General features: G+C 40.7%; 10 protein-coding genes. 1 reads left to right on the plus strand and 9 read right to left on the minus strand.

What is annotated here, in order from left to right; translation table 11 throughout:
* Positions 1-384 precede the first annotated feature (384 nt).
* Complete coding sequence (locus HFD85_RS19630) at positions 385-1,722, plus strand: alpha-L-fucosidase (RefSeq protein ID WP_167613698.1); 1,338 nt, start codon at positions 385-387, stop codon at positions 1,720-1,722.
* Positions 1,723-1,927: 205 nt separating this feature from the next.
* On the opposite strand, the gene HFD85_RS19635 is transcribed toward HFD85_RS19630, so the two are convergent.
* The 9 genes from HFD85_RS19635 to HFD85_RS19680 all read right to left on the minus strand — a co-directional run bounded on the left by HFD85_RS19635 (position 1,928) and on the right by HFD85_RS19680 (position 22,460).
* Positions 1,928-3,853, minus strand: coding sequence for a glycoside hydrolase family 97 protein (locus tag HFD85_RS19635; RefSeq protein WP_167613699.1), 1,926 nt, complete (start codon positions 3,851-3,853; stop codon positions 1,928-1,930).
* A gap of 812 nt (positions 3,854-4,665) precedes the next feature.
* Positions 4,666-7,995: a DUF5107 domain-containing protein gene (locus tag HFD85_RS19645; protein WP_167613701.1), complete on the minus strand. Its 3,330-nt coding sequence runs from the start codon at positions 7,993-7,995 to the stop codon at positions 4,666-4,668.
* A 385-nt stretch (positions 7,996-8,380) separates the two neighbouring features.
* Positions 8,381-11,551 (minus strand): glycoside hydrolase family 2 TIM barrel-domain containing protein, encoded by a 3,171-nt coding sequence (locus HFD85_RS19650; RefSeq protein WP_167613703.1) that lies wholly within the window; start codon positions 11,549-11,551, stop codon positions 8,381-8,383.
* Positions 11,552-11,686: 135 nt separating this feature from the next.
* Complete coding sequence (locus HFD85_RS19655; RefSeq protein ID WP_167613705.1) at positions 11,687-13,306, minus strand: glycoside hydrolase family 31 protein; 1,620 nt, start codon at positions 13,304-13,306, stop codon at positions 11,687-11,689.
* A gap of 84 nt (positions 13,307-13,390) precedes the next feature.
* Positions 13,391-14,431, minus strand: coding sequence for a PQQ-binding-like beta-propeller repeat protein (locus HFD85_RS19660; RefSeq protein WP_167613707.1), 1,041 nt, complete (start codon positions 14,429-14,431; stop codon positions 13,391-13,393).
* Between the two features lie 38 nt (positions 14,432-14,469).
* The gene (locus HFD85_RS19665) at positions 14,470-15,594 is read right to left on the minus strand and encodes a glycoside hydrolase family 88/105 protein (RefSeq protein ID WP_167613709.1); all 1,125 of its coding nucleotides are present in this window, start codon (positions 15,592-15,594) and stop codon (positions 14,470-14,472) included.
* 133 nt (positions 15,595-15,727) lie between these two features.
* Positions 15,728-17,155 carry a glycoside hydrolase family 27 protein gene (locus tag HFD85_RS19670; protein WP_167613711.1) on the minus strand — a complete coding sequence of 476 codons (1,428 nt, stop codon included), beginning with the start codon at positions 17,153-17,155 and terminating at the stop codon, positions 15,728-15,730.
* Positions 17,156-17,231: 76 nt separating this feature from the next.
* Positions 17,232-19,142: a hypothetical protein gene (locus tag HFD85_RS19675; RefSeq protein WP_167613713.1), complete on the minus strand. Its 1,911-nt coding sequence runs from the start codon at positions 19,140-19,142 to the stop codon at positions 17,232-17,234.
* 78 nt (positions 19,143-19,220) lie between these two features.
* Positions 19,221-22,460, minus strand: coding sequence for a T9SS type A sorting domain-containing protein (locus tag HFD85_RS19680; RefSeq protein ID WP_167613715.1), 3,240 nt, complete (start codon positions 22,458-22,460; stop codon positions 19,221-19,223).
* Between the last annotated feature and the right edge of the window lie 4 nt (positions 22,461-22,464).

A 22,464-nucleotide genomic window follows, 5' to 3' on the forward strand; every position in this document is an offset into this window, starting at 1 on the left:
ACCAGTTTCATCACGGAAACATTCTGTTTTAGGAAATAGTGGATTTGTTTCCCAAAGATTTTCGCAAAAAATAGAACTTCTTAAGTTCTCATTAGATGCTTTGTAAAATACTCACAGGCTTTCAACCTGATACTTTTCAGGATTAGGCATATCTGCATTAGCAATACTAACACATTACAAAGGCCCAAAATATTGTTCTTTGGTTCCAGTATCGGCATGTGGCGACTGTAAGGAAAGGTTTTACGTCCAAATTAAGTTGTGAGCCTTTCTTTTTTGCAACTATATTTGCACTGTTGTATTTTGCTTTTAACCAATAGTTTTACCTTGACAAGCCAACATATTTCAATAAAACAATTTCTCAATCATTTAAATCGAAATACAAATATGACCTTCAATACTAAATCACATAAAACACTGATAGCTATCCTATTAAGTGTATTATCATTTACATTCGTTCATGCGCAGGAAGCTAAACCATTGAACCTTAATAAGCCTGAACGAGAACAATGGTTTACGGACCTGGGATTTGGAATGTTCATCCACTGGAGCATGGATGTCCAGTTGGGCATGGTAATAAGTCATAGTATGGTGGGTGCATCGGAAGACTATCTTGACCGATATATTCATGAACTTCCGAAAACATTTAATCCCGTTAATTTTGATGCAAAACAGTGGGCAAAAGCCGCCAAACTGGCAGGTATGAAATACCTTGTTTTCACCACAAAACATCATAACGGCTATTGCATGTTTGAAACAGAATCAACCGATTTTAGCATAATGAAAAGCCCCTATGGCAAAGATGTCACAAGAATGATCGTAGACGCTTGTCGCGAGGAAGGATTGGCTGTAGGCCTGTATTTTTCACCTGATGATTTCTATTTTCTGCACCACCAGGGTATTATCATATCGCGGACACGAAAGGAAGCCCTGGCCAGTGAGAATCCGGAGTTAAACGAGTATGTAAAGATGCAAATGAGGGAGCTTATGACCAATTACGGCAAAATCGATATTGTGTTTTTAGACGGGATGGAACAATTTGCCAAAACAGAGCTGGCAAAGGTATGCTGGGAAATAAATCCTGATGTGGTAGTTACCAGAGGAGCAATTGAAACACCCGAGCAGAAAACACCCGAAACCCCAATTCCTTCACCATGGGAGGCATGTTATACTTTTGGAGACCAGTGGCAATACCGTCCAACAAACGAACATTACAAAACGGCCAAAGATGCCATTCTTGAACTCATTGACATAAAAGCAAAAGGAGGCAATTTTTTATTGAATTTTGGCCCCGACGCCTTAGGGAGCTTTCCTCCTGAACAGGCAGGAGTGTTGAGTGAGATTTCTTTGTGGATGTTCATTAATCAGGAGGCATTCAATAAAACGATCCCTCACAATATTATTAAGGAAAATAACTTGTGGTATTTAACATCGAATGACAAAAGAACTGCTTACATATTTATAAATGAAGAAAACTGGCGACTTGGTGAACGCAAGGAATACAGTATTAGCGCATTTAAGATCACCAACGCAAGCCAAATATCTGTTCTCGGACAAAATGGATTAGTCTTGGAATACGATGCGAAAGCCAATCCTGCGCCAACTATCAAACAAACTAATAATGGGATGGAGATATCGGTAATGCGATCTCAAAGAATCTATAACGACCGAAAATGGAATAATCCCGTTGTGGTAAAAGTTACGGGCTTAGATATGAATGAATAATACCTGTTGGACACAGTTTCATTTTTGGATGAAATGAAAATACTGGCACAATTCGCTATCAGCGGCAACTCAGTAATTCAATTATTATTGGGATGAAAAATGGTTCGAATCCTGATATTCCAACATTTAATATGATTAACTAGTTGAATATGTTTTCCCGGGATTTTTCAGTTTCAATTTATAGGCAAATATGTAATCGAAACCACTATTTGTTAAATCGAATGATAAACGCTCCGCGAGGTGCAAAAGTGTACGACCATCGAGAGGTTACCGGTATAGTCTTAACTGAGAAATCCATTAGCGGATCATCCCCTTCCGAAATCAGCGTACAATTAGAAAAGCTACTGTACTTTTCAAAATTTAACTTTACCGGCAATTCTTTATCTGTTCCGTTAATACCTACGACATATGATCGTGCATTTTTTTGTCGGGCAAGAACAATTACTTTTCCGGGTTCTGCCATCAGACTTTCGGTGTGGTCCCATGTGGCCGGAATTTCCTTTAAAAGGGTTTTGATTTCGTCAGGCAGCGATTCGAATGACTTTTTGGAGTCGGCAAAATGAATAACACCGGAAGTATATACCAGAGCTGTAGCCAGTTCATGAACCGCAGTGTTTAATCGCGGGAATTTTCTGATTGTAAGCGCAACCGGGGTATAATCTGTTGGTCCGGCAACGTTTCTGGTAAACGGCAGAACCGTATTTTGTTCAGCAGCTGTGGCCGGAAAACGGGGTTCATACAAGTATGATTCGGTGCCTAATACGGCTTCGGCGGTTACAAAATTTGGCCACGTCCTGTGCCATCCTCTGGGCACCGTACAACCATGAATATTTACAAGTAATTTTTGTTCTGCCGCATCCTTAAAAAGTGCGTGAATTGTTTTTATGGCTTCCTGTCTGTCGGAACACCAAAAATCAATTTTCACACCGGCAACACCCATCTCTTTAAAAGTTTTTAAAGTATTTCTTCTGTTCTCAGGCTTATAGTAGTCGCCCGAATAACCCCACACAAATGGCTTTATTCCCCTTGCGTTAGCATAATCCAGTGTAGCACTGTCTCTGTTCGAGGCTTCCCATTTGGCATCAAAAAGTGTATATTCCCAGTTAAAATCAGCCGCTAAATCGGTAAACTTATTGTATGTCGAAGCCAGCCCGTCGCAATCGTGCGACCACCATGCCCATGAAGCTTTACCTGAAGATATCCATGATGTATCTTCAATTTTTGAAGCTGGTGCCAGATCGGTGATCATTGTAGAAAGCAGAATCTCCCCTGCATCGTCCCCTATAATTATCGTTCTCCATGGCATTGTCCACGGTAATGTATAACGTGGCTTTGCATTGTTTTTTATTTCTGCTTTAAGGGTTACAACTTCGTTGTCGTTGGCAAACTCTACTTTGTAAATACCATCTTCGGAGTTTGGATTTAAGTGACAACCACAAAAAGAGCCATCTGTACCCGATTCGGCTATTAGTAACCAGTTGCTTTTATTGTTTACATTAAACAGTGCCGGCATACACCAACCCACCGATTTATTTCGGGGATTTTCAATTGTATCTCCAATGCTTACATTGAAGTAAAAATCTTCGTAAGCCGGAGTGTAGTTGCCTGCGCTATTGTAGGGTTGCAGCCATGCTTTTGCACTTTTCTCTATCCTGAAGCCGGTGAGTTCCTTCTCAACTACACGCATTTCTTTTCTTTCTTCCGAAAATCTGTAACGAAAAGCTACTCCCTCATCGCCGGCAATTAAATCGATTGTAAGAAATGCACCGGTGCCATTTTTAAGAATAACGCTTCTCCTATTAAAAACATGGTCAACGTTTTTCTGATGCCCGACAATCAGTTCATACTTCTCCCGCTGTCCTGCAACCGGAGTAATTTCAGTTATCGTTAATCCCCGCGAAAAATCCTCATCATCGCATATCAGTCCCAACGGCGAATGCTCGATTACGATTTCATTATCATGTTTCACATCGTAAAACAATTCGCCCTGTTTGTTTAATGACAACACTATCTCGTTTAAGCCGTCTTTCGAAGTTACACCCGGTATCTTCCGGGCATCGGAACAGCTTACCAGCAATACAAATGGAATAAAAGCCACCACGATAAGTCGTTGATAAAGAAAGAGTTTCATTCAGAAAGGTTTAATTTTTTGTTTCTAATGATAATTTTATTCTTGAATTATTACAAACTTATGGGATAAACATACTTATAATTTCACCCCTGAGGTACCATATATTACCTTTAATATCCCCTCTTTTGAGCTGTTCTCTTTCAGATTAAATTTGTCTGACTCCATGTAATCGAGAATTGACTTTTTAAGGTTTGAGCTACGATGTCATTTCCGTCGTCTAAGTCGGACGAGCATACAAAGAGTTTCACCTCGCCCACTGCAAATTCAAACATTAATCCTAATTTTGAACAACGCTCAAAATTATCCAATAAAGCGGGAAAGACTCTTCATCATCCAGACCTCTGTTGCTTTTGTTCGCTCTAAAAACAGGTGAATTCTTTTCGTTTTCCAATTTTCAGGAATATCAACCTCTCTCTGATACCACGCTTTCCCCTCGAACATGTATTTTCTGGTTAGGGTATACCATTCAATTTTATCGCTTTTCTGCCCTTTTTGATTTTCATCGGTGGTACCCGGTAAAACGACAGATTCGCCGAAGGCCTGTGTATAGCAATGCTCCTGAACCCCAACATTCGCAATGTCGATTCTGAAGCCCCATTTTCCTGATAAGTCTATTTTTCAAAACTATTCGGTCAATTTCGTTTGATAATTTGTTTTGCTTAGCCTTTTGTAATCTTATGCTATCACAATTGGTTACCAGGCGCCTCCTGAACAGTACAATAATTTGTATTCAAGTCAATCTCCTGCTGAAACGCAACTATTTTGGTTTCAGGGCTATTTAAACGTTCGTCCTGTCTATTTTCAGTCCAGCATTACTGTCGTTCAATTTCAGTTTTCGCCCAGAGATTTGACACTGACAATTCAACAGCTTTCCTAAGATCTTCTTCAGCCTGATTCATTTTCCCAAGACCTTTGTAGCCCAATCCCCTTAAAGTATAAGCTCTCGATTTTCTTGTATTTTCGGCATCACGCTCTCCAAATATGGCGAACAAATTTCCTGTGTTTTCATTTTCAGGATCAATTTGGCTTTCTCCTTCGGCTACAAGAGACTTAAAAATTTCATTTGCCTTTTTATCTTCTTTCAGACTCCTGTAACTTAATCCTTTATAATAGTTCATTATTCCTGATTTGTCCGACGATTCCGCTTCAGCTGCCAAAGTGTAATGTGTTTTTGCATCCTTGTTATTCTTCAATGCGTCAAAGGCTAGTCCTATAAAATAATTCACCTGAATATCGCGGTTTCCGGACCGGGCACTGCCTGCCTCTTCATCAGGAATCTGTGCCAATTGAAAATGAGCTAGTGCATTTTTGTAATCACCTTCGGAAAAATACTTTAACCCTAATGAAAGCTGTGCATCGATAATCATCTCCCTAACCATTGAATTTCCTTCGCGGTAGCTAAACTTTTTGCCCTCCATGTATTCGAGCGATTTTTCGGGCTGGCCGGCAAGTGTCAGCACTTTTGTTTGGCGTACAAAAGCATCATCTCGATTTCGGACCACTTCGTTTTTACCATCAAACAAGGCCAGTCTTTTGGCAATCGGACTATTATTCAATTCATACAAATTATCCAGCTCTGCATAGAAAATGGCATCCTGATCATTCAATTCAACTGCCTTTTCATAATAGAAAATTGCCTGATCCAAATCTTTCAAATAACGGTAATTCCCCCATCCCAAATTCCGGTATGCCATTGCCAAACCGGGTTCTGCATCAACTGCTTTTTTCCAGTATTCCATAGCCAGATCAGCTTGTTTCCCGAACAAAATATTACCAAGATAATAATAGGCTTTGCCATCATTTTCGTTGTATTTGAGGGCGGTTTTCAGCACATTAATCGTCTCCAGCCGGTAAGGGAAACAATAATCTTCCGGTAACTGCTGCGCTTCTGCGAATAACTCACCAGCTTCAGCTGTATTTCCTTTTTTGTGCTGAATAAACCCGAGGTAATAATGAATTATTGGGTTGGTTGTTTCTATTCTTCGCAAAACGTCATCAGCTTCCGAAAACATTCCTTCGTTCACATAACCCACTGCCAACTCAAGGTAATTGTTATCAAAATCCCTCATTTTGGTTTTTAAAGCACTAAGCTCACTTTCGGCTTTTTGATTGTTGCCTGATTCTTTGGCTGCCAGATAAAGTTCATGGCCAATCCTAAAATTCAGAGGATCGAATACAGCAGCATTTTCAAGCATTGAAATGGCGGCGGAATAATCGCCCAGTTTTCTTTGAATGGCAGCTTTTAAACCAATCGCCCGGGTGTTTTTTGTGTTAGTCGATAAGGATTCATTGATTTGATGGAGCGCCTTTTCGAAATCACCTTTTATACATGAAATTTGAGCCAGTTCGAAATAAGCCGCCGAATGCCAGGCATAATCCCAGGTGGCACGGTACAGGGTATCTATGGCCTCGTCGTACAAGCCCAGTGCCTTTAAGGTTAATCCCTGTAAATAAAGCGCTTCACAATTCGACGGGCGGGTATAATCGTGGGTAATTCTTTTGATTGCTTTACTAAAATAACTTCTTGCAGAAAGGTAGTCACCATTTTTAAGTGCGATGTTTCCCAATGCTGTATTCGTTCGAATATCGTTCGAATCACGTTTTAAGGCTTCCCGATAGTAATCCATCGATCCGCCTTTCCCATTTTTATAGAACTGTTCCATCCGGTTGCCGGTAACAAAAAGTTCTTCAACCGTCTCAATTTCCTCAGGCATCGGTGGTGTGTCAAAAGCCTCAGGCAGCTCTTCTATCCATTCCTTTTTTAGGGGTTGATAGGAAACCAGAATTTCTCCGGTATTTGTATCAACAATTTCTGTATACAACTCATAAAAGTTATATTCACCTTCCATGTCTATTAGTTTGGTAAATGCATTTTTAGGCGAAATTTCAATGTCTTTTTCAAAGATTATTTCTTCCCCGTTCTTCAGAATAACTTTTGCATTCTCAACCAGTTTGGTGAGGTGATAGCCCAAAAACACTTTGCTATCTTCGCGCTGTTCAAGGTTTACAGCTCCGTCCAAATTTGCATTTTTAAAACCTTCAATATCTTTTACGGGATACCAGTATTGCTTCCACCGTTTGGTTTCGTAAGGTTTTATCCACGAATAGTCGGGCTGATTATCGGAATAAGCACCAACCATGATTTCAACATAAGGGCCGCTTGTTTCGGTTAGTCGTCCTTCTGTAGCCTGACCACGCACACCGGAACCCCATTCCCATAATTTTGCCCCTTTTACAATATTATGATCGCCAATATGAACTGTTCCGCTGTTTGATCCGTGATCGTAGCCACCCATAAAATCTTCTTTCAAATCGTATGAAAAAAACGAGGCTGATGATTTTACATTTTTCCACCAGCTGATATCAACCCCTTCAGTAAAATCCTGCCCCATATACTCTTCGGTTGAAATTGGCCAGTGCGTAAAATCTACTTTTGAATGGAAAGTTGCGAAATCGACACTTGGCGGGAAAATGACCTGGTAGTTCTCGTTGGTATGTGCGGCAACATTGGCCCAGTACAAAAAAGTGTGGGTAAAAGGGGTTGGATTGTATATGGACACCTCCGCTTCAAAATACGAGCGTTCGAGAAACATAGTCACACCAACCGTCCATCGCATGCCATGCCTCGGTTCTGTTTCGCCAATAAAAATGGTTTTGCTGTTATCTGCATTCTCCCTTAAAGTATAATCCATGGGCAAAAAAGTGGAAGCCCGGTGATGGTGCAACACGCACCACTCGATACCACCCGACACCCAGGCACCGGTCATTCCAAGGTTTCCGGGTTTTACTTCGTTGTTTTTATATACAAAATTGTATTGGTTTGATTTATCGGTTGCATGATACAATTTGCCACCAATTTCAGGAGTAATACACAATTCAATGTATTCGTTTTCGAGTTTAAGCGCTTTCCAGCTGTGCATTTCCTTATCATTCGAAATCACGTCGTTGAGTGCATAGGGATAGGTATGGCGGGCTGCCCCCTGATAATTTTCATCGGTAAAAAACACCGGCGCCTTTTCGGGTGACAATACTTTGTAGGTTGGAAGCACCCAGGCTTCCTCGCTCATTTTTACCTGAGCAGAAAGTTTTAAGCTCAAAAGGGTGGAAAAAATGATGCTGTACAAATAAAGTTTTCGGGTCATTGTATTAAAGTTTTCGGTTCTGTAATAGATTTATTTTTGGGTAATTGATTTTCTTTCTACCGAATATATTTTTGATGAATGAATTCCAGAGCACCAAATATGACAGTCAATTTCGCTTTTCCTGGTGCTCATTCTAATTCTTCCTTTTTTCTATAGGCATATTAATAGTTCAAAGTGTCAATTCGCCTAATATCCAGAAAAAAAACCGATAAGGAAATTGACTATCAAATCAAATGATGGACTATTCTCTTATCACAAATGGAAAACCAGCTATTCTATCATTTTAGCATTCTTCATACCAGGTTTTCGAGAATCTATGTCAATTCTCCTTTCCCGTTCCCGAACATTTTTATCATCCTATAATGCCTGTTGAATTCACCGTATTTCAATTTTCTGCCGGCTTAAAAGTAAAACTATAACTGTAACTGCCCGGATGAATTTGATACTGGTCCAGAACCGGTAATCCCCACGCGTTGTCTCCTCCCACGCCCATTTGCTTACAATCAACATTAACAATCATATTTTGTCCTTTAACGATTTCATGATTGTGTTGAGCCTTCTCCAGGGCTTCCTGTTTGTAAGGCCAAGCGCTAACAGAAAGTAAATTTTCAGTATTCGCAGAAAACTCAAAAACTCCAATACCTTCACTGGCAAAGTTCACCCACCTCACATCGCAACGATTGGCATTTTCCTGTGGCCGCACATAAGGAGTAATCCAATTATTTATATTGGACTTATATATTCCAACCGGCGCAGAGGTTTTACGATCAATATAATTCTCATGTGGCCCTCTGCCATACCACTCAATTTCAGTCAGGTTTTTATTTAATTGAAACTGTAATCCAACCCTTGGTATATTTGGAGCCTCCTCTGGAATATTAATTTCTACATCAAAAGATATTTGTCCACCCGGATAAAAAGTATGTTTTACGGTAGCCTGAGTTTGAGTTCCATTAAAAATCAGTTGGCTTTCAATGGAAACCTGATTCTCCAGCGAATCTATTTTTATTGATTGAAGTGAATAGTTTTGGCCTTCCGTTTCCCAAATCCCCATCTTTTCATCTACTTTCCACCCTTCATCATTGTCGGTCAGCGCTCTCCAAAAATTAAACTGCACACCATTCAAAATCACTTCTTCGCCATGATACTGAGCACCTGAAATCATACCGGTTGATTTACTAAGATTAGCTTTGAAAGCCTGATCCAAGATTAAGTACTCATCATTATTTTCAGTTACCATTACACGGCCTTCGAATGCCTCTTGTTGAGTCTTCATTCCGTCGGCAAGTTTAAACTGTTCCCATGCTACCACATCACCTTTTTTAGCCCAAATACAATCCTCTTTCAAAGTGAAATAAAAAGTAGCAAAGGTTTCATTGGCATCATCAATATTCAGATCATCAATTACAATTTGTACACTTTTACCTGCATCACAATTCACCTCAGCTAATTTACTTTGCCTGGTAAGTTTGCCATTTTCAATCACCTTATAACCAAAGGTATATTCATTGGTATTGGCTCTCAGGTTGTGATTGATCACTTCGATCGTTAGCGGTTCCGATTTTACAAGTTTTATATAGACAGGTTGATATACTTTTTGCAATTCATAGTAATGAGGATGAGGAATCAAATCAGCTCCTATGAGACCAGTAATATTGAAGTTTGAGTTATTCGGAAAATCTCCAAAATCACCTCCGTAAGCCCACCCATCCTGTGGTTTCAAAGGATTTTTATACAACGCCTGATCAATCCAGTCCCAAACAAAACCGCCGGCAAGCATATCGTTGGCATAAATCTGTTCCCAGTAATCGCTGAAATTTCCCAAACTATTACCCATTGCATGACTATACTCATTCATCACAAATGGTCTTCCCGACGGGTATTTCCCATGTTGATGTTCAAAAGAGGTTTCGCCATGTTCTCCTTTCCGTATTGCTTTTCCCTGCAAATGTTCGTCTATCCATTCGATGGTTGGATAGGTCTGACTATCAAAATCAGCCACCAGGTTCATATCGGCATATTGAATCAATCGATGCTCGGGATCATTTTCATGAGTTATCTTACGCATTTCTTCAAAGGCACTACCAAAGCCTGCCTCGTTTCCAAAAGACCACATGATCACGCTTGGATGCTGACGATCACGCCTGACCATACGTTTCATACGCTCAGTACAACCATAAGTCCACTCGGGCTTATCGCCGGGTAATATTCTTTTATGGTAACTCAGGCCATGAGTCTCCACATTGGCCTCATCCATTACCATCATTCCGTATTTATCACACAGCTTATACCATCGGGGATCGTTGGGATAATGAGATGTACGTACAAAATTTATATTGGCCTTTTTCATTAATTCCAATTCCTTTATCATCTGTTGTTCAGAAACCACATAGCCTTGATCCGGTGAAAATTCATGACGATTGACTCCCCGTATTTTTAAAGGTTTTCCGTTAAAAAGCAATAGCTCTCCAACCACCTCAGACTTTCTGAATCCAACAGGAAGACGATAGGCTTCAATCACTTTTTCCCTGTTCTTTAATACTACCTGAACAGTATATTGTTCGGGCCTGTCAGGCCACCACAATTCAACATTGCCTAATGTGATTTCCGGCAACGATACAGCTTTGTTATATCCTTTTTCTATATCCTGTATTCTATATTCCTTTTTTGTCAATAGCTCATTAGCCGGAGACCATACAGAAACATCGATGCTATGCGAATTACTCTTGCTTTTGGTGAAATTTGCGGCTTCATAGTGAACCGTAATTTTGCCTTGTTTGGATTTTATATCCACTTCGGGTTCTGCATAAACATCCCATAGTGTAGATTTGGGAACGGCTCTTAAAAACACATCGCGAAAAATACCACTTAAGCGCCAAAAATCCTGGTCTTCGAGGTAAGAGCCATCGCAATACTTGTACACTTCAGCAGCAATCACATTTTCTCCTTCAACAAGATAAGAGGTGATATCGAACTCTGAAGGCAGCCTAGAACCTTGCGTATATCCCACCTTTTGTCCGTTTACCCATACAAAAGCTGCCGAACTTATTCCTGCAAAATGTATAATTATTTGTTTGTCCGACCAATCATCAGGCACAGAGAATGTTTTGAGATAAGAGCTAACAGGATTTCGTTGACTGTAACTGGTAAACCGGGAATCCGGATCATCCATTACCCTTGGAGGATTTACTTTGAACGGGTATCGAACATTTACGTACAAAGGCACTCCATAGCCCTGCCTTTCAACAATAGACGGCACCGGAATTGTTGCCCATTCTGTGCTATTGAAGTCCAATCTGTAAAAATCCAAGGGCCTAACATACGGATCAGGTGACCAATGAAATTTCCAATCGCCATTTAAGGATTTTACCCAGGTGGAATTCTCATAGGTTGTTCGCCGGGCATCTTCAATACTTTCGGCCGGCCAAAAAGCCGTTCTGGCCGGTAGTTTATTAATTCCTATAACCATTGGATCCTGAATTTCGTCAGGAACCTGTCCTTTAATATGAAAAGGCCCCAGAATACAAGCTAATAATAGTACAAATGTTAGTCTCATGGATTTCTTTTTAATGGTCAGCAACAATCATAAGTTAAAATTGAGCACATTTTCATGGATATGATCTCAGATTATTTTCTCATTCGCAGATTATCTTTTAATACACCGTGCGTGCAAACAAGATATCAAATCAAATTATTTGATCTTAGTAAAATATGGTAACCTCTCAATCGGAGCATCTACTTTTATTGTTTTTCCTCCTTTAACAACCGTACCATCGTCCGCTTTCCATTTCCCTTTTGGCAACACCACATTCCGCGCGTACTCACCTTTCTTTACAACAGGAGCCACCAAAATATCATCGCCCAACATAAACTGATCTTTTATGGTTTCGTATCCTGCATCGGGAAATGCTAAAGCCATTGGCTTTGCAATGGGCTCGCCTGTTTTTGAGGCATTATTCGCCAGTTCAAGAATTTTATCAGCCATTTTTAAATGCAGATTTGCCGCTTCAACGCATAGTTTTGAATTCTTCTCCGACAATATGCGCCAGGGAGCCACCGAAAATTGCATCATGGGCATTAAAGCATGTACTTGTGCCGAACGAACGACCAATTCTTCATCAATTTTGGCACCCGGAAGAAAAGACAGGTATTGTCCGCCACCAATCATATCGGGGCAGGTATAAGAATATCCCATCAAACTGAGTGACATCATATCGGGAATAAGCTTTTGCAAATCAGTCCAGTTGTGGCTTTTATCGCGCAGACGTTGCGCCAGAGGCAGACCTGCCATTTTCCATGAAGCACGGTATTCGTTCAACGAATAGTTTAATCCAAACTCAGCAAAATAAGTTGTGTGGTCGTTGGGTGTTGAAGGTTTGTATGAAACCATCGCCTGAGTATAAAAACCCGCATCACCTGCATCAAATTTATAACCATCAACCCCATATTCTTCCTGCAAATAGTCTAACCTTTCTTTAAACCATGCCTGTGTCTTCGGATTGCTTAAGTCTAAACAAGCACTGGCACCATTCCACCACCGAATAATAGCCGCCTTATTTCTCGAGTCAGCCCATAAAATATCCTGTTCCTGCTCTTTTTCAAGCAAAAGCATTTTTTCTTTCTGCAAATACCTGAATTCCCTTGAATCAGCACTTATAAAAGGACATATCCAAAGCATCACCTTAAAACCCATTGCATGGAGCGTGTCCATCATGGCTTTGGGATCATTAAACTGACGAGGATCGAAATCCCATACACCATAGTCTTGTTGCCAGGTGTCGTCAATCATTATTATTCCCGGAGGAAATCCATTATCAATTATGGCATGCGCATACTTTAAAATATCCTCCTGATTTTGATCATACTGTAACTCTATCCAGGTGTTAAACTGTGGTTTTGTAAACAGCTGTTCATCGGGGATCACACCATTTGGAGGGAAGAAATTTGTAACACAATAATGGTATGCATCCTTAAGATTATTGCCTGCCACCCCCAACTGAATTTTGCCGTCACGGGTTGTTACCGTTAAGTTACCACTTTCGAATACGTATTTTATCGGATTCTCACTCCAGATATATCTTCCTTTACTTGAAAGAAGTAAGGGTTGCGCCTGGTTTCCGGCATTATCTCCCCACAAATCATGGCTTACCTTTGAATTTGCATCATAGGGCATTTTGTAGCCTTGTGAACTTAAACCACCCCACCAATATTCAGCTTCCAGTATTTGCAAACATAGAGTATCAGGGTTTTGCGAATTGGCACTTAATGATAAGACGAACAACACCACACCAAACAATAATCTTCTTTTCATCTGAATACTTCTTATTAATTTCTTCTAGTTTTATAATCCAGTTCCTTAAAATAGAACACCAGCATTTTTCTCGTTTAAATACCTTTATTTGAATGGACCAAAATGTTTGTTTTCCGGAATGCGATTTTCGTTTAGCACCTGAATGGTAGTTGATGGCCCTAAATTTGGCTTTTCCCACGATTGTACAATCCAAACTACTTCTTTGTCGGGTGTAACTTCTATGGCCTGAATGGGTGGTTTTTTTATATCCAATGTGTCGCCCCAATCGCTAAACCAATCGTTAATAATGGTATTTCCGTTTTCAAGGCGTGTAGCAATCTGTGGTTTTGTCATGTTATACTGCGGGTAGTCGTCTAACTTGAAATCCCATACAACATCACCCTCCTTGTTTACTTCCCGAATCCAACGATCGTTGCCGCAAAGTAAAATATTTCCATTTTCAAGGGGTTCTGCCGACCATATCTTTGGTGTATCCATTGACCACAACTGATTTCCGTCAATATCATACTCAATAACTTTTCCCAAATCCATATGTGCTATCAGGTAAGTTCCATCTTTTGTAAGCCGGGCATGTCTGAAATGGCCGTGGGAATTCTTCGGATTTTTTACAGGGACCTCAAAACTTTTTACTGTTTCCCCATTCTTTATATTCACTACAAAAACCTGTGCCGGATTACCATTCTGCACAAACACCACATAATTTTCTCCAATGGGCTGAGCTGTGTGTGTTTCATATCCTTCAGGCGTATCGTAATGCCATAGCACCTCTCTTTCAGGCGTTATAAGTGTAATGCCGCGTTGATGTGCAAACAGAATGTTACCGTTGTTCATTAATACTGCATCGCTTATCTCACCCATGTATCCCTGGTCTCTTGGCCCTTTGTATTCCCAGGCTATCTTTCCGTTTTTAAGGATGTACATATCCTGTACTTTTGCTTCGCCGGCATATAAAAAATCATGCCTCGACAGATCCCTCAATGCAATGCTATCAGTAATTCCAGCTTTTTCTGTTTCCCCGGTTTTACCGGATTTTTTACTTCCCTGAGAACAGGATATGATACTGATTATGAAAACCAGCAACAATGCTGCGTTTGAGATCTGAATTCTAATTCGGTTACGGTTCATGTTATTTTGGTTTTAGTTATTACAACAATTCAGCCTTTCTATTTCAAAAAAGCCATTGCCGTCCACAATACAGGTGCCTGTCCGTGCAGATCGCCGGTATCGCGGTCTCGGCCAATGTAAAATTCCAGTTGTTTATCCAGATCAGGACCAACTTCTTTAAAGGCTTTGTTGGTTCCCACACACACATCCTGAACGTTTCCTTCTTCATCAATTCGGCTGACAAGGGCAAGCCATGCTTTGCGTGCTGCAGGTCCATATACATCGGCTTCCAACCAGCCATTTTTTACTCCGGTTACCATCGCAAAAGCAAACATGCCGGTTCCCGAGGTCTCGAGCCACGACTCCGGTTTATCAACCAGCTGCCGCCACAAACCTTCTTCACTCTGGTATTTTAAAAGCGACTCCATCATGGTTAGGTAGCCACTCATTATCCGGTCGTAATATTTATTGTCTTCCGGCAATTCGCTTAACAATTCGGCCATTCCGGCTGCGTACCAACCATTGCCTCGTCCCCAAAAGAAAGGAGAATCTTCGGCGTGATGAAACAGTCCGTTTGGTTCTTGTAATTTATCCAAATAAGTTGCGGTTGTAAGTGCGGCACGGTCGAGGTATTTTAATTCTCCTGTTGCCCTGTAAGCTTCAACCTGCAACGATGATATCATGTAAATGTCATCTACCCAATAACGCGCTTCTTTTGTAATACCGTCCTCTGTTGGTTCGTCCCACTGCGCATCGGCCCAGCGGATGCCATCATTGAGGTATTTCTCATCCTTCGTTTGAATATAAATTTCAAGAGGCACAACACCGGTGACCCGATAATCCACATGCGCTCTTTCAACAATATATTTACTTCCTTCGGGTGTTAAAAAAAGATCGTAATGGCGAATCAGCTTTTCACGAAGTGCAGCGTCATTTGTTAAGTGTACCACTTCCAGTGCCCCGTACCAGGCGCAAACTTCGGGGTAAATTAAACGGCCAAACTGTCCTTCCTGAAAACGAAATTTACGGGTCAGGAAGTTTTCAGATAGCTTTTTGCCCACTTCTTCAGGTGATGCCCCTTCGGGCCAATCGCTAAAGTATTTTGAACCGGAGTTCCCTCCACATGAAACAAGCATTACGCTTAGAAAAATGGCGAATAATACCGGCAAATTAAATGTTTTCATATTTATTCATTTTAAGTTATTGTTATTCTAATGGACCAAAATCTTATTCTTTTTTACTCTCTCTTTCCGATGAAATGGAAACAGATAAACAGACAAAATACAGACCTAAGTTTCATTATCACCCTCCAAGTTATCAGTCTGTGATTTCTGAAAACTGCATAAATACAACACCATTGGCTGGTATCGTAAATTCATGCGCGCCACCCATTTTGTATTCTTTTCCTTCCCAAATATCTTTTAACTTGAAATCATTATGATTCTCAATCGCACCATAGTTTTTGTCATACTCTATCAAACCGATGTCTTTTTTTGTAAGTGTAACTTTCACATCGAACTTTTTTCTGTTAAAAACACCAAACCATCCTTTGGTTGGTGATTCATTATCAAATGAAAGAAAGATATCGAGGGTGTCGGTGCTGAACGTATTTAGGCCCATCACTCCATTTTGGTTACAGGCCAGCATATCCTTGTTGGTGAGCAGTGAATACGAATAATCATCCATAGTCAGAAGGTCGCCACCTATGAAAATTGGTGAAGCAGCCAGCGCTCTTTGTGTTATGTATGTTTTCATTTGGTCGTTTGAAAGCAAGCTGACCCTGCTTCGGTACTTTTCAGGCATGTCGGGTACAATGGTGCTGTCAGGAGAATTGATCCTTAACCTTCCAAAAGGAACCATATCCAAATCCATCCATGTACCTTTCCCTTCAAAACCGGTGCATACTTTCCAAACTCTGAATCCCACATCGATGCTTGGCTGGTTGTCCCAAAAATCACCGGATATCCGATGCATTGTGGTCTTTTTAAAATAGGGTAAAAAGCTTTCGTATTGATTGCGGTTATTTCCCGGCGAAAGGCTTAATGCGATTTTATGCCCACCGTTCTCAATTGCATGTACAACAGCCATAATTTCTTTAGGATAAGGAGCAATATCATCAGCTTTAATAAAATCAACACCCCATGAAGCCAGTTTGTCGATCAATGCGTTGTAATATTCCTGAGCTCCGGGTTTGCTCATATCAATTCCAAAATTCTGCTCTTTCCATGAACACACACTGGTTGTGTCGGCAATATCGCGGGCATGATAATTTGTACCTTTAATTGGGAGGTTTTGTTCCACTGCAATCCGGGGTATGCCCCTGATGATCCAAAGTCCGAACTTCAATCCTTTTTGATGTGCATAGTCGGCAATAGCTGCCATTCCGTTCGGAAAATACGTTTTACTTGGCTCCAGCAAACCAAATTCGTCCAACGCTACTCCAATTTCTTTTTTTGGATATGTGGTGCCTTCGAATAACTCGGCTTCCACCTGCCAGCCATCGTCAATTACAAAATAGTTATACCCGAAAGGCAGGTATTTTTCTGCCATCACATCAATGGTTTTGATGGCTTCGGTTTCGTGCATATATGTTTGATAACTCTGATAGCTATTATATCCCAATGGCGGGGTAGGCGCCAAACTGGTAATGGTTGTTTTCGTGTTCTTTTCGGATTGCTCAACGCCACATGCCGAAACAATCAATAGTAGCAGAGCCAGGATTCTAAAGTTTTTTTTATTATTCATTTTTACACGATTTTGAGCTGTTGATTTTTGTGTTGGATCACTATTTTATCCAATGTCATTTTCTGAAATAACCTGTTTAATTAAAATCCAGTACCACCGACCTTGTCCCTTTTTGGATATGCACTACACCACTGTTCCATTCGGCTTTTAAGAAAGGGCTGTCATAAGCTTTTTCCGGAGCATAATTTACAGTTTCGCCATTTATCTCAGGAGATTTTGAGTAATCCGTATAAAAGGTAAATTCATCTTTGTAAAGCCCTTTGTATTTCAATACTCCATTTTTAAAAGTGAGGTGATTATTTGCCACCTTTTCACGAAACTCTTCAAATGATTTGTAGTTTGACTTCTGATCCACTTCAAGGATAACCGGAGAATATTCCTTCTCACAAACCAACCATTTCCCTTTGGTTCGCCCGGTTTCCTCTTCCCAGGTAAATCCACCGTCCACAACGCATACAGCAGCATAAGCTCCCTCCGATTCTGTAAAAATCCAATTTCCCTCTTCAATCGGGTTTCCAAGTCCCTCTCCCGAAAACCAAACCACGGATCGTCCTGCCCGCTGATTGGTTTCCAGTTTCTGGCATATAAGCGTTCCTTTTTGTTGAACCGACCATTGCGAATTGTACGCCCTGTTGCTGGCTGTTTTTTCACACTGCGGAAGTATAGCAGCATTTTCATGTCCGGCAAAAATCACCCCATGCGAACGGTTTTGCGAACTGATCAAAGTCCAGTCTTCACGCGGCCGGACTTCATACATGCAGGTTCCGATCACAAAATCGGGAGTACAGTACGAATAACGCAAAATGCCACCATAATCCGTCCGCATGTGGTAAACGGGCGGCCCGTATTCCCCGTCTTTTGCCAGTCCCAGCGGATGTTGTTTCACTTCATAAACGCCACGTCCTTTTCGGTCGCATACAATATCGACCACAACCAACGGAGGACGATAGGTAGTTGTCATCGCACTTAGCAAAACACTTTGGAAATGTGGCTTTTCGCCAATTCCAAAAAACAAATATCCGTATTCCGAAGTTCCCTGATTGATGTCCTGATACAATCTTGATTTTGCCCCTCCGGCAATGCCGTCAATTTGTTCCTGCCCCCAATAGGTAAAATACAAATTGATGTAATATTCTGCTTTTCTTTTCAGTTCCGGATCGGTTGTAAAATCGTAAACATTAAACATTCCCTTTACCGATTTGTGGTTGTAGTCGCGGCTCATGATTTCCACGTAAATGCCCTTTTTAGCGCGTTCGGCAAAATAGATTTTGAGGTACTCGTTCCAACTTTCAAAATGCTCCCGGGCCGTTCTTCCATCGTCGTACTTGCGGTCTTTAAAACCAGGGCGGTCTTTTACTAATTTCGAAAAGTGCCATAGCGTGGTAAAGCTTTGTGCATGGTGGTTTTCCGACTCGTAAATATACCAGGTATTTGAGATTTTATGATCGGCCTCAGCTTTGGTATTGGCTCCCACCTGATCTTCCTGCCGGCGTTTTGCATAAAGCCACACAGCTTCAAATATTTTGTTTTCAGTTTCAGGTTTTATCAAACCTACTGTTTTGATTCCACTTGTACCAAAAAATTCAATTAAACGAAGTGCCATTTCCGAATGCCAGTGAAAATGGTCTCTGTGCAAAATCTTTTCGGGGTCGTTTATAAAATAATCGGCATATTCCACCAGTGCTGTATTCGCAGAATCGATATTCTGATGAAACATTAAATTTACGGTGGCATATTCAATGAGTGGATACGAATGGCGTTGAGGCTCATTCCAACCCGAACTTTTCCACTTTGAAAGTGGAATATCCTTTTGTTCTTCAAAATATTCGGCTACCCGGGTATCAAATCCGTCACGAATGGTAATTAATGTTGAGTCGGGAAGTTGTGCTTCGTTTTCATTTTCCGCAGTGAAATTGCAGGAAAAGGACAGTAAACATATAAAGCCAAGGATAATAAAAAGGGGACAGGTATGTCTTGAATTACGCATTGATTTGGATAATTGTTTATTCATATTTGTTTTGCCTGTTTTACATTCGACATTTTTTATTTCATTTCGTTGTTATTCTTACAGCACAACAAATTTTGTTGTGTAAGATTTTCCGCTTTTCTCCATCACCTTGGCAAAATAAATTCCGGGTATATCGGGTTTATTTAACTCCATTTTCAGAATTCTTTCGCTATTGTGAATCATTTTATGCGATATTTTTACTCCAGTGAGATTAAAAATCATTACTTCACTGGCTTGTATATTATTTAATTCCAGATTGAATTTTTCATGTACAACCGGATCGGGATATATTCTTATCGCGTAATTATCACTTTCATATCCAATATCAACCATTTCAATAGCCGTAGCCAGAGGATCATTTAGTTCATATTGAAAGCTTGAATAACAACCGGAAGGATCAGTAAATGATACCGTATATGTGCCGTATTGATTCGATTTGAAATTACTAATCAGAAGTCCTCTATTGGTTTCAACCATGCCATTTGGTCCTTCCCAAGACCAGCCCAGCACATCGGCACCTCCCGAAATTGTTGACTGCGGGCCAAACCAAACTTCATCCCCAATATTTACCTCGGCACCAGATACACTATTCCATCCCTCATTATTAATATTTAGGTAAGGAATAATCCCACACTCGTTCACTTCAATCGTAAAATCAAGTGAGGATGCGCACAAATTTTGATCAAAATTAGTAACCGTGTAAACACCTGCCTGAGTATATTGGATGTCTCTTATTACTGGCTCTCGACCTTCGGCGAAATAATTATTTGGCCCCGACCAACTCCATGTTCCACCTTTCCATTTAAATTCTTCCGACCACGGTCCAAATGAGATATCATCACCTTCAACCACCACTATTGAAGCCTTAGGTACCCAGTCCCTTTCGTTTATCTTGTACCATGGAATAATTGAACACTCTCCTTTTATGCCAACTAAAATCTTTTGTGATATCGGAAATGTAGATTCTGAACTAAATGTGACAACATATTCTCCAACCTGACTATTTTGAAAGTTTGTTAAGTTAATTTCGCGGGTTGAGGCGCTAAAACCATTAGGCCCCGTCCAACTCCAGTTGCCAACATTGGCGGTCCCATATAAATCGGATTCGGGAGTAAGACGAACTTTGCCTCCTAAGGGTACTGCTGCAATTGTGCCCCCTTGCACCGCATCATCATTAATTTTAAACTTAGGCAGAATCTCGCATCTAACTTTATTGCTACGAGTTAATGAGAAATCAATTGACGCAGCACACCAATTCTCATCAATATTCGTAAAGGTATACGTCCCCATCTCTTCTTCATTAATACTTGAGATCAGGACATCTCTTTTATTTAATTCCACACCATCAGGCCCGGACACATACCAGCCATTGCCCCAATCACCGCCATAATCCCTTGATTGCGGGCCAAAATTAACCCGGTCAGCTAAAGCCAGTTCAACGTCTGATTTAATCATCCAGTCATCGTCCGCTATCTTGATGTAAGGTAATATTTCGCAATCTCCATTTATGGCCAGGGTATACTCCAAGGTAACAAGCGCACCATCCGGAGCAGTAAATGTTGCTGTATAAACTCCTGCCTGAGTGTTTTCAAAGCTTGTAAGTACTATTTCTCTTTCCGTTGAAGTAAATTTATCAGGTCCTGTCCATGCCCATTCACCATCTGCTGAATCATACAAATTTGTCGCAGGCGTTAAACGCACTTGATCTCCAATGGCTGCAGGCACAATTCTTCCACTATCTAAAGGATTTGTATTAATTTGATATTTGGGAATAATATGGCAGTTTTCTCTGAAATTTCGAATTCTGTGAAAGGTTAGCATATTGGCATCGTGCCAACGCTGGGCTTGTCCTCGATCATTCTCCCAGGCAGTTCTAAGCACAAAAACAACATCGTCGCCGTCAATTTCCATAAAAGGATAGTTGAATCCATGAAAAGCACCTGATTTTCCTTCAAATACTTGCCTTTCTTTTGTCCAGCTTTTTAAATTAGATGAACTCCATAAAGCAATACCGGCTCTGTTATAATTAAAATGAGAGTAGCTGGTTAATGCCCAGTATTTGTTGGTAACAGAATCGTACTTTGCAGTATATTTTGAACCACTACCCGGAAGATTAAATAAATCTTGCGAAAACATTTGATGAGCCTCTGACTCGCTACTTGCTACAATTGGAGGCCCGCCTTTGGGCAATGCAATTGGCCATCCATCCGGCCCCATAACCATATCAGTTTCGTTACCTGTTGGGTCGTAATCTTCCCTTTCAGTAGTAACCCAGCTGGCAGCACTCATTAAATTACTGGAGGTTGACGCGGATGCAATATTCACCCGGTGAGAACTTCCGGCCAGTTCATATGCCATCCATATTCTACCTTGACTTATTTCGACATGTGCCGGGGCATTTCGCAAATCAAAATTAAGATTAACCGGTGTTTCCCATGTTTGGCCACCGTTAGTTGATCTGGTAATAGCCCCTACTTCATTTGATAACATATTTGCGTCACCAATAATATAGTATGCCCCGTCGTGATAAAAGGTTGATGAATGTTCGATTTTGTAATCCGTAGCCCAATATTCCCAGGTTAAGCCTTTATCTTTAGAAATAAACCGGTATCCGTTCCGTCCTGCAATATAATCCCCTTCGGGTGTAATCATTATATGAGGATCAACGATATAACTCCCCCTGTTGTAATAATCCCATGAATCCACTATAACCACTCCCTCAGCCAAATCAGAAATTGGAAGAGGGTTATCAAACTTAAGATGTTCGGCATCACCAAAAACCATAGTGGGAATATGCGGATCAAAATATGGAATCTTTACCCACGTGTTTGGTTCAGTATAGTTATAGACATACAAGGTAAAAGTTGAAATGGAAGAACTAAAAGTTACGCCCGTATTTGTCCAACCATCGGCAACCATATTGTTTATAGGCACAGCAATAGTAATTATACAGGCAGCATCCGCAGTTACACTATCTATGGAGCAATTGCGCTCATCCTCGGTATCCAAAGGTGTCGATGCAAAATCCTTATTTATAACTTGCGAAGGTCGCTCATTCCAGAGATGAAACTCACCGGGTTTGTAATAACGTTCTTCCCAAGTAGTTCGAACACCTTTAGGATACATTAAATGATATCCTGAAGAACCCACGTTTCCTATGTCAATCCCCACACCACGTAAACGAATATTTGGTTGGGCATTCGCCATTGCCGATGCCAAAAGTAACAGCGCAATAGCAATCCATTCTTTTTTAAAATTTATTTTTAGCTTATACCTCAAAACACTTTGTTTTAACATCTTC

This window comes from Maribellus sediminis (assembly GCF_011799805.1).
GTDB classification, from domain to species: Bacteria; Bacteroidota; Bacteroidia; order Bacteroidales; family Prolixibacteraceae; genus Draconibacterium; species Draconibacterium sediminis_A.

Bases quoted from the DNA above. Each gene is read 5' to 3' on its own strand.
- HFD85_RS19675 (WP_167613713.1), bottom strand. From the start codon at position 19,142: ATGCGTAATTCAAGACATACCTGTCCCCTTTTTATTATCCTTGGCTTT.
- HFD85_RS19630 (WP_167613698.1), top strand. From the start codon at position 385: ATGACCTTCAATACTAAATCACATAAAACACTGATAGCTATCCTATTA.
- HFD85_RS19655 (WP_167613705.1), bottom strand. From the start codon at position 13,306: ATGAAAAGAAGATTATTGTTTGGTGTGGTGTTGTTCGTCTTATCATTA.
- HFD85_RS19635 (WP_167613699.1), bottom strand. From the start codon at position 3,853: ATGAAACTCTTTCTTTATCAACGACTTATCGTGGTGGCTTTTATTCCA.
- HFD85_RS19680 (WP_167613715.1), bottom strand. From the start codon at position 22,460: ATGTTAAAACAAAGTGTTTTGAGGTATAAGCTAAAAATAAATTTTAAA.
- HFD85_RS19670 (WP_167613711.1), bottom strand. From the start codon at position 17,155: ATGAATAATAAAAAAAACTTTAGAATCCTGGCTCTGCTACTATTGATT.
- HFD85_RS19645 (WP_167613701.1), bottom strand. From the start codon at position 7,995: ATGACCCGAAAACTTTATTTGTACAGCATCATTTTTTCCACCCTTTTG.
- HFD85_RS19665 (WP_167613709.1), bottom strand. From the start codon at position 15,594: ATGAAAACATTTAATTTGCCGGTATTATTCGCCATTTTTCTAAGCGTA.
- HFD85_RS19650 (WP_167613703.1), bottom strand. From the start codon at position 11,551: ATGAGACTAACATTTGTACTATTATTAGCTTGTATTCTGGGGCCTTTT.
- HFD85_RS19660 (WP_167613707.1), bottom strand. From the start codon at position 14,431: ATGAACCGTAACCGAATTAGAATTCAGATCTCAAACGCAGCATTGTTG.